The 8,990-nt window shown below is 63.4% G+C and carries 9 protein-coding genes and 1 other RNA gene; 2 read left to right on the forward strand and 8 right to left on the reverse strand.

What is annotated here, in order from left to right:
- Positions 1 to 127: 127 nt before the first annotated feature.
- Complete coding sequence (locus tag C6W55_RS00145) at positions 128 to 787, reverse strand: TerC family protein (RefSeq protein WP_286890670.1); 660 nt, start codon at positions 785 to 787, stop codon at positions 128 to 130.
- A gap of 162 nt (positions 788 to 949) precedes the next feature.
- Between C6W55_RS00145 and C6W55_RS00150 the strand changes: the two genes are divergently transcribed.
- On the forward strand, positions 950 to 1,654 hold the full coding sequence (locus C6W55_RS00150; protein WP_286890671.1) for a TerC family protein: 705 nt from the start codon (positions 950 to 952) through the stop codon (positions 1,652 to 1,654).
- A 34-nt stretch (positions 1,655 to 1,688) separates the two neighbouring features.
- On the opposite strand, the gene thiI is transcribed toward C6W55_RS00150, so the two are convergent.
- The 6 genes from thiI to C6W55_RS00180 all read right to left on the reverse strand — a co-directional run bounded on the left by thiI (position 1,689) and on the right by C6W55_RS00180 (position 6,383).
- The gene (gene thiI, locus C6W55_RS00155; protein WP_015255201.1) at positions 1,689 to 2,909 is read right to left on the reverse strand and encodes a tRNA uracil 4-sulfurtransferase ThiI; all 1,221 of its coding nucleotides are present in this window, start codon (positions 2,907 to 2,909) and stop codon (positions 1,689 to 1,691) included.
- Positions 2,906 to 4,078 (reverse strand): cysteine desulfurase family protein, encoded by a 1,173-nt coding sequence (locus C6W55_RS00160; protein ID WP_015255202.1) that lies wholly within the window; start codon positions 4,076 to 4,078, stop codon positions 2,906 to 2,908. Before C6W55_RS00160 ends, thiI begins: the two co-directional genes overlap by 4 nt.
- A 191-nt stretch (positions 4,079 to 4,269) precedes the next feature.
- Positions 4,270 to 5,004 carry a lytic transglycosylase domain-containing protein gene (locus tag C6W55_RS00165; RefSeq protein ID WP_015255203.1) on the reverse strand — a complete coding sequence of 245 codons (735 nt, stop codon included), beginning with the start codon at positions 5,002 to 5,004 and terminating at the stop codon, positions 4,270 to 4,272.
- A 155-nt stretch (positions 5,005 to 5,159) separates the two neighbouring features.
- On the reverse strand, positions 5,160 to 5,654 hold the full coding sequence (locus C6W55_RS00170; RefSeq protein WP_286890672.1) for a UbiA prenyltransferase family protein: 495 nt from the start codon (positions 5,652 to 5,654) through the stop codon (positions 5,160 to 5,162).
- Entirely contained in the window at positions 5,621 to 5,830 is a 210-nt protein-coding gene (locus C6W55_RS00175; protein WP_015255205.1) for a DUF1540 domain-containing protein, read from the reverse strand. The genes C6W55_RS00170 and C6W55_RS00175 overlap by 34 nt, the downstream gene beginning before the upstream one ends.
- 52 nt (positions 5,831 to 5,882) lie before the next feature.
- Positions 5,883 to 6,383 carry a YpuI family protein gene (locus tag C6W55_RS00180; RefSeq protein WP_015255206.1) on the reverse strand — a complete coding sequence of 167 codons (501 nt, stop codon included), beginning with the start codon at positions 6,381 to 6,383 and terminating at the stop codon, positions 5,883 to 5,885.
- Between the two features lie 165 nt (positions 6,384 to 6,548).
- Here C6W55_RS00180 and C6W55_RS00185 point away from each other — a divergent pair, with 165 nt between their 5' ends.
- On the forward strand, positions 6,549 to 8,519 hold the full coding sequence (locus C6W55_RS00185; RefSeq protein ID WP_015255207.1) for a S8 family peptidase: 1,971 nt from the start codon (positions 6,549 to 6,551) through the stop codon (positions 8,517 to 8,519).
- A 115-nt stretch (positions 8,520 to 8,634) separates the two neighbouring features.
- On the opposite strand, the gene rnpB is transcribed toward C6W55_RS00185, so the two are convergent.
- Positions 8,635 to 8,990: RNase P RNA component class A (gene rnpB, locus C6W55_RS00190), an RNA gene on the reverse strand; the annotation flags it as partial.

Consider the following 8,990-nt stretch of genomic DNA (forward strand, 5'->3'; position numbering starts at 1 on the left):
AAAGTGCTGCATAGGAGCCTCCTCCTTTGAGGGTGTTTTTTTGCCAAATTCCACTCTACCAAAGGAGAGGCTCTCTTTCTATGTCCGCTTTTTCCAATCTTTACCCCAACGCTAATTTTACTCTAACTCACGAAGCCCGGCGCATCAGAAGATACAGCACGATCACCAGCGGGACGGACAGCACGGGCAGCGCTTCGGCGGCCGTCCGGCTGCCGTGGAACAGCAGCCCGTCCAGGCCGGGGTCGTGCACGAGCATCCGGCCGGCTTCATAACCGAGCAGCGCGGCGCCGATATAGACGAGCTGGGGGATGCGGGCAAGCAGCGCGCCGACGAACCGGCTCCCCCAGATGACGATCGGAATGCTGAGCGCGATGCCGATCATCATGAGCACGATTTCCCCGTCGGCAATCGCGGCAATTGCGAGCACGTTGTCGAGGCTCATGATGAAATCGGCGGCGAGGATCGTACGGATCGCGCTCGCGATCGTCGCGCTGTTCCGCACGTGTTGCGGTTTGCCGTCCCCGCCGCCATCGAGCAGCAGTTTGACCGCGATGCCATACAGCATAAGCGCGCCGGCCGCCCGCAGATACGGGATCTGAAGCAGTGCGGCAGCCGACAGTGTCAGTGCGCAGCGCAGGGCGACCGCGGCGGCGGTGCCCCAGACCATCGCGCGCTCCCGGATTCCGGGCGGCAGGTGTCGGCAGGCCATCGCGATGACGACGGCATTGTCGCCGCTGAGCAGCAGATTGACCAGCATAATTTGTGCGAAAATCAGCAGACTTTCCAACGACCTCTGCCCCCTTGCCAACCACTGTATGTGCGGATGGGACAGGTTATGCCCGAAAAAAATTTGAATCCGCATGTCCGTGGACAACGTATGTAAATTTGTTGCGGGCATTTTTGCCTGTGTGCGGTGTTACTGACGGGAAAGGAGGGGACAGCCAACCTTATGGATCCCTTGACGCTGGAATTCTGGTCCGCTCTTATCACCATCGTCTTCATCGATCTGGTGCTTGCCGGAGACAACGCGATCGTCATCGGCATGGCGGCGCGCAATCTGCCCAAACATCAGCAGAAAGCGGCCATCCTGTGGGGCATGGCGGGAGCGGTCGCCATCCGGATCGCGGCCACCGCGCTGGTCGTTTATTTGCTCAAGGTGCCGTGGCTGCAGCTCGCCGGCGGACTGCTGCTCGTCTGGATCGCCTGCAAGCTGCTCGTGCAGGAAGAAGGCAGTCATGACGTCAAAGCCGGCAATACGCTGTGGCAGTCGGTCTGGACGATTATTGCCGCCGACGCCGCGATGGGGCTCGACAACGTGATCGCCATCGCCGGGGCGTCGCACGGCCATCTGCTGCTCGTCGTGCTCGGGCTGCTGATCAGCATCCCGATCATCATATGGGGGAGCACCTTGTTCATCCGCCTGATGGGCTATTTCCCCTGGATCATCTATCTCGGCGGCGGCGTGCTCGCCTTCACGGCCGCGAAGATGATTACGCACGAGAAGCACATCGAGGAACTGATCGGAGACCGCGCCTGGATCGCCTGGACCTTCTACGCGGTCATCATCATCGGCGTGCAGCTCGCCGGTTACGCCGTGAACACCGCCAGGACCAGGAGAACCGCATTGCATGAGAAAAGCAGGGAGCCGCATTAGGCGTTCCCTGCTTTTTCTTGTTCTCTGTTGCGGATCAAAACCAATCGTCCTCTCCGGTCCGGCCGGCAGGCGCCGGATCGTCGGGTCGAAGCTCGATCGTCTCCGTCCCTTCCACCGCCTGCGCGATCATCTCGGCCAGGTTCGGCACGCCGCGTTCGATATGCTCGACGATGCGCAGATTCGGATTTGTTGCCGGAGACTTCGGCACGAACAGCGTGCAGCAGTCTTCATACGGCAGGATCGAAGTCTCGTACGTGCCGATCCGCTTCGCCATCGCGATGATTTCGAGCTTGTCCATCGCGATGAGCGGCCGAAGCAGCGGCAGGTCGCTCGTGCGCCCGATGACGTTCAGGCTGCCGAGCGTCTGGCTGGCCACCTGGCCCAGGCTGTCGCCGGTGACGATCGCCAGCGCGCCGCTCTTCTCGGCGATCCGCTGCGCGATCCGGAGCATCGACCGGCGCATCAGCGTGATGATGAGGTGATCCTGCTTCGACTGCGCCAGGCTGGTCTGGATGTCCGTGAACGGCACGAGGTGCAGCTTGAACGGTTTGCCGGCGTAATAGGACAGCCTTTTCGCAAGGGCGACGACTTTGTCCTGCGCTTCCTTGCTCGTGAACGGATAGCTGTGGAAATGGATCGCTTCGACCTCCAGCCCTTTGCGCATCGCCATCCAGACGGCGACGGGGCTGTCGATGCCGCCGGACAGCAGCGCGACGGCTTTGCCGTTCGACCCGTATGGAAAACCGCCGGCCCCCGGCACCACTTCGCAGTAGATATACGCGTGCTGTTCCTGGATCTCGACGTTCAGTTCGATGTCGGGCTGGCGGACGTCCACCGTAATGTTCGGCATGTTGCGGAGGATGTGCGCGCCGACGAGATGGTTCATGGCCATCGTGTCGTGCGGGAATCCTTTCCAGCGGCGGCTCACCTTGACTTTGAACGTCGCCTTGCGCTGCGGAAACGACCGCATGACGGCGAGCGCGCCTTCCCGGATTGCCTGCAGTTCGGGCTCCACCCGCTTCACCGGACTGAACGACGAGATGCCGAAGACATCTTTCAGCCGGTCGGCCACCGGTTCGTACGGCTCATTCCCGAGGGTGATGTACAGGCGGCCGTATGTCCGGATGAAGGTCAGCCCGGGAAACCCCCGAAGCGCATGCTGCACCTGCTTCAGCATCTCCGTCTCGAAGCGGTTGCGGTTGCGCCCTTTCACCGTAATTTCCCCGAGCCGAATCAAGATATGGTCGAATGTCAATGAAGGTCTTCCTTTCTTCGCAGCGGCATCAACTTGCGCAGTACGGTCTGAAGCCGTTCGAGCAGCGCGTCGATGCTCGCCTCGTCGTGCTCATCCCCCAGGCTGATGCGGATGCCGCTTGCCGCGCAGGCGGCGTCGCGGCCCATGGCCGTGAGCACGGCGCTCGGTTTGTCGTCTTTCGATGAGCAGGCCGACTTCGTCGACACGAGGACGCCCAGCTCTTCAAGCGAATGAACGATCACTTCCGGCCTCAGTCCGGGGCAGCAGAAGTGAACGATATGCGGCGCCATCGGCCGGAGCGGATCGTCCTCCTCCGGGCCGCTGAGCACGACGCCGGGCATGGAGACGACGCCCCGGATGAGCCGCCGGCGCAGCCGGTTCAGCCGCTCCGCCCGCTCCGGCTGCGATTCGATCGCCATGCGCAGCGCCTTGGCGGCGCCGACGATGGCCGGCACGTTCTCGGTTCCGGACCTGAGGCCGTCCTCCTGGCCGCCGCCGAGAATGAGCGGTTCGAGCTCGACGCCTTCCCGGACGTACAGCCACCCGGCTCCGCGCGGCCCGCCGAACTTGTGCGCCGATACCGTGAACAGATCGACGCCCCATTCGCGGATCGGCGCGGTAAGCTTGCCGACGCTCTGCACGCCGTCGACATGCAGCAGCGTGCGCGGCCGGTTCTTGAGCAGCTGCCCGATCGCCTCAATCGGCTGCACCGCGCCGACCTCGTTGTTCACGTGCATGACGCTGACGAGAATCGTCTCGTCCGTCAGCGCCGCCTCGACGTCGGCGGGGTCGACGTGGCCCGTCTCGTTCACCGGCAGCACCGTCACCCGGAACCCCTCGCGTTCCAGGGCGCGGAACGGCTCGGCGACGGACGGATGCTCGACGCTTGAAACGATCAGATGCCGGCCGCGGTTCCGGTAGCGCCGCGCGGCGCCGAAGACGGCCAGATTGTTGCTTTCCGTGCCGCCGGATGTGAAACGCCATTCCGACGCGCTCGTGCCGAACAGCCGCCCGGCCTGCTCGCGCGCGCGTTCCAGCAGCTTGCGCGCCTCCGCGCCGCCCTGATGAAGCGACGAAGGATTGGCGTAGATTTGCGCCATCACTTCGGATACCGTGCGAATCACTTCCTCGCGCGGCGGCGAAGAGGCGCTGTGGTCGAAATAGAGCATGCCATGTTCCCTTCCTTGGTCAAATGCGGAAGCCTTGCTCCCGGCTCACGAGCAAAAACGGCCGACGCCGTTCTCTCCGGAAGGCGCGTCCGTATCGCGGCGAAAGATCATCTCTAAAAAAGGAAAGACCCCTCTCGGAGTCGATGCTTGCGGCCTTTGGCAGCGGCAGCGTCACGGCAGCGTTGCGGATGTTACACTGCAGCCGCGCGGTAGCGCTCGAAGGCATCGAGCACCTTGGCCACGTAATTCTGCGTCTCTTCGGGCAGGAGCGACCGCTTCTCGTCGAACGCTTCGTCCGTCAGGATGCCGAGCCGGTCGACGCGGCCGGGACCGGCATTGTACGCGGCGAGCGCGGCTTTCACATTGCCGTCGTATTTTCCGAGCAGCCAGGCAAGATAGCGCGTGCCTCCCGCCACATTCTGCGCGGGATCGTACGGATCGGCGACGCCGAGCGACCGCGCCGTCGCGTCCATGAGCTGCATGAGCCCCTTCGCGCCCGCACGCGACACGGCGCGGGGATTGAACGCCGATTCCGTCCGGACGACTGCTTTCACGAGGGCGGGATCGATGCCGTACCGCTCGGCGGACTGCCGGATCAACGGGTCGTACAGGCTCTCTGACCCGCCGCCGGAGACGCCGGAGGACGCGTTCTGCAACCGGATGAGCATTGGCAGCAGATTTTCGGAATAGGGCGTACCGGAGTGCAGCGATGCCGGGTAATTGTACAGGCCTGAGCCGTAACTAATGGCGGGCGTCATCGCGCTGCCGCCGGTCAGCAGCCCGCCGAGCAGCGTCTCGAACAGCGATCCGTATCCGGCGTCCGCTCTGCCGGACGAATCGGCATAGCTCGCCAGCTGCAGCCGCAGCAGCGCGCTGAACGTGCGCGGATCAATGCCGATGCTTTGCGGTTCGATGACGGTGCTCATGACGTCCCCTCCATGCACATGCTTGTCTCACCTTACCATTGTACACGTTTTGGCCCGACGTTGCCAGAGTCTGTTGACCGCGGATGCGCTTGCATGCGGTGATGCACGCAGCAAAACCGGCGGAACGCCCTGACGTACCGCCGGTTTGCGCCGCGTCATGACCATGCGGCATAGATCGGTATGAGGACGAGTTGCGTCAGCACCGCCACCAGCCCGATGGTGACGGCCCAGACGCCCAGCCCGCGCGCGCCTTCACGAAAGCTGAACCAGCCGAGAACCGCGGCGGTCAGCCCGAGCGGCAGCGGCCACACAAACAGCGAGGCGATGGCGATCGCGAGCGCGAACAGCCCCGTGGCGCGGCCCGCGTCGGAAGTCGCCGGGCCCGGTTTGGACCGGCGACCACCCGGGTTCGCGGGCCCGTCCGCCTGCCGGCGTTCGCGCGGCGTATCAGGCGCGGCAAACTCCGCGGCCATCTCCGCATCGTCTTGCGCCTTCGCCGCCCTGCGCCCGGCTGCGTCATCGTCGTGCGCCGCCAGTTCCGGGTTCAGACCGGGAAAACCTTGCTCCCTTTTCTCCGCACCGTCCGCTCCGCCTTTCGGATGGCTGCCCATCCGGATCAGCCTTCCTTCGGACGGAAGGTGTGGCAACACGTAACGGAGGAATCGGAGGCCGTCTCCCGACGCTGCGTGTCGAAGTCCGCGAATTCCGAACCGTAGTCGGCCCGGGCGTAGCGGTCGATGTCGACCATGATCTCCTCGGCCGCGCAACGGTTGCCCTTCGCCCAATACGTGCAGTTGCTTACGCTGCAAATGACGCCTTCAGGCATGCGATCACCCCCGCTATCAAGTTGCCCTTCGCGGGTGCGCCGTATGCCTGCCTTATTTTTGCCCCTGCATCCTCCGCCGGATTAGATACTCGCTCTCATAGTAGGCCAGCTCTTCGCGCAGATCCTCGAAAATTTTCGCGATGCCGAGCACGATGTCCCGCGCCGGTCGCACCGGCTTGACGCGGAACCGGATCGCGTCCTGGCCGGTGTACGCATAGCGGCCGTCTTCCGAGTAGCCTTCATTCTTCGGATAGAAATAGGCGTTCACGCATTGATGGTACGTCTCATAAAGCGCCCTTTCCGCGAAATCGACGTCAAAATTGGCCCTCCGCAGCACGACGCCCAGCTTCTCATAGACGACTTCCGAGAAAACGAGCAGGTGCCGCAGATCCGAGAGCAGCCCTTTGTAGAAGGCGACGGTCTCGGGCGTGCTGTCTTCCCCGGTCAGGTCACGCAGCGCATATCCGTTCAGAAAAGGTTCCAGCTGGTCAATGGCTTCCTTCAGTTTGGCCCGCGCCGATTCGGTCAATTGTCTGATATTCTCGGACGGCATTTGCTGACTCCTTTCGCTCCCCGTACTGGCTAATCCACATGTTAACACAAATCCGTCACCCGCGGTACTACGGAAGGACAATCTTCGCTTTGCGATTGTATATTTTCACGCCGCGGACCTTAACCTATAACCGATTTCGATCACGAACGCGGGAGGGGCGGCGACATGTCCAGAAGGCCGAAGTTGCGGCCGAAATGGCTGCGTTGGGCGGCGGCGGGCGCGGCTGCGGCTGCGCTGATCGCTTTTCTGCCCTGGCAGATCGGCGTGCGGGAGGACGAAGGCAACGGAGAAGGCGCGAACAGCCGGCTTTCCGTGATGAATGCCGCGCAGGAAAAGCGGCTCAAGCTGGAGGCCGTCCGGCGGGACGCGGAGGCGACCGCGCAACTGTGCACGCTGGAATGCTCCAGAGAGTTCCGGGCGCTCCGTGCGGATGCCGATGAAGAGAAGCTGCGCCATTTGCTGGATGCCCATCCGCACATGACCTATGTGCGGCTCAAGGCAAGCAGCGGAAAGACGAAGGAAGCCGGCGCGATGCCGAAAGGCAACGGCGATGCGTGGAACGCGCAGCTTGCGCAAGCCGAGCGGGAAGCGCAGGCGGGCCGGACGTACGTATCCGAACCTGTCCGGGTGAACGGCAGCCGCTACATCGTCCTGGGCGTGCCGGCAGCCGAAAGCAGCGGAACCGTCACCGGCATCATCCGGCAGGATATCGTCGACGAGGTGGAGCGCCGGCAGCGGCTGCATCTGCGGCTCGTGCCGTACCCGGCGGAAGGGCGGTACAAGATCGAGTCGGCGAAGCCGAACTCGACGGAGGATATTACGGTCCGCACCGGCGAGGACAACGGCTCTGCGAGCCATTATCATATCAATGAAGCTGTCGTCCGCTTCCGCCAGGAACCGACGGACGCCGAGATCAAGGCGATCATGAAGGATATCGACGGCGCTTCGGTGCGGAAATTGGGCTATGCCCACGTGTTCACATCGCATTCGATGGAAACGGAAGAGCTGATCGCCTATTTCCGCGAGCGCTGGAATCCGGTGTACGTCGAACCGCACTATCTGTATCTGGCGAACGGACTGTGGGGACAGGCCTCGGAAGCGGACGACGCGAAGAGCGGGACCGAGGCGTCGGACCGCAAGGGATTCAAGGCTCGGGCGGAAAGCGGTGCGGACACCGCCGGCGAGCCGATCGTGCCGAATGACCTGCTGTACAACGCCTACCAGTGGAACTTGCCGGCGATCGAGACGGAGCGCGGCTGGGCGCTCTCGCGCGGCAGCGACGACATTGTCATCGCGGTGCTGGACACGGGCATCCAGCTCGATCATCCGGATCTGAAGGGCCGGATTGCGGAAGGCGTCAATCTGGTCGGCGAAGGCGATCCGGAAGACGACGTGGGCCACGGCACGCACGTCGCGGGCATCATCGCGGCTACGGTCAACAACGGCGAAGGCGTCGCCGGCCTGTCCTGGCGGGGCCGCATCATGCCCGTGAAAGTGCTTGACAGCTCCGGCTCCGGCACGACCTATTCGGTCGCGGAAGGCATCATTTGGGCGACGGACCACGGCGCCGATGTCATCAACATGAGCCTCGGCAACTATGCTTCGGCCCAATTTCTCCACGATGCGATCCGGTACGCCTACGACCGCGGCGTCGTGCTCGTCGCGGCCAGCGGCAACGACAATACCGACCAGCCGGGCTATCCGGCGGCGTATCCTGAAGTGTTCGCGGTGGCCGCGACGGATGCCGAGGACAACAAGGCCCCCTATTCGAACTACGGGGATTACATCGACGCGGCGGCCCCCGGCGACGCGATCGCGAGCACCTATCCGGGCAACCAGTACGCCGCGCTGTCCGGCACGTCGATGGCCAGCCCGCATGCCGCCGCGCTCGCCGGGTTGATCAAGTCCGTCAACCCGGACCTGACGAACGAAGAAGTGATGGACATCATGCGGAAGACGGCCGTCGACCTCGGCGACAAGGGCCGCGACATCTACTTCGGCTACGGCCGGATCGACGTCATGCGCGCCCTGGAAGCGGCCGAACAGACGGCGAATACGCTGGGCGGATTCCGTCTCAAGTTCGAGCGCCGGATCGAGGCGCTCCGGCATCGGTTCGGTTTCGGCGAGGCGGAATGACAGGCAATATGAACAAGAGCCTTCGGACCGATCCTCCCAAGAGGATAGCCCGAAGGCTCTGCATGTTTTTCGGGATGTTCCGGCTGTCCGATCCAGCCGGCATCGATGAACCGTTGCGGAAAGCCTGCCATAAGCCGGGTTCTGTACTTCCGGTGGTATAACGGGAACGACCCTCCCACGATGGAAGCGACAATCATCTATCTAGGCTGTGCATTGCTGCACAGCTCAAGCGACCAACCCGAACGCGCCCCGGGCAAGGGCTGCGGCTCTGAGGCCGCCGCGTTCTCTCGGTCTTGCTCCGGATGGGGTTTACCAGCCGCGTTGTCACCAACGCCGCTCGTGGTCTCTTACACCACGGTTCCACCCTTGCCTGTGCCGGCGTGAAGCCGGCCATCGGCGGTCCATTTCTGTGGCACTATCCTTCGGCTCGCGCCGACTGGACGTTATCCAGCATCCTGCCCTGCGGAGCCC

The organism is Thermobacillus sp. (assembly GCF_003390775.1).
In the GTDB taxonomy this organism is placed as follows: Bacteria; Bacillota; Bacilli; order Paenibacillales; family Paenibacillaceae; genus Thermobacillus; species Thermobacillus xylanilyticus.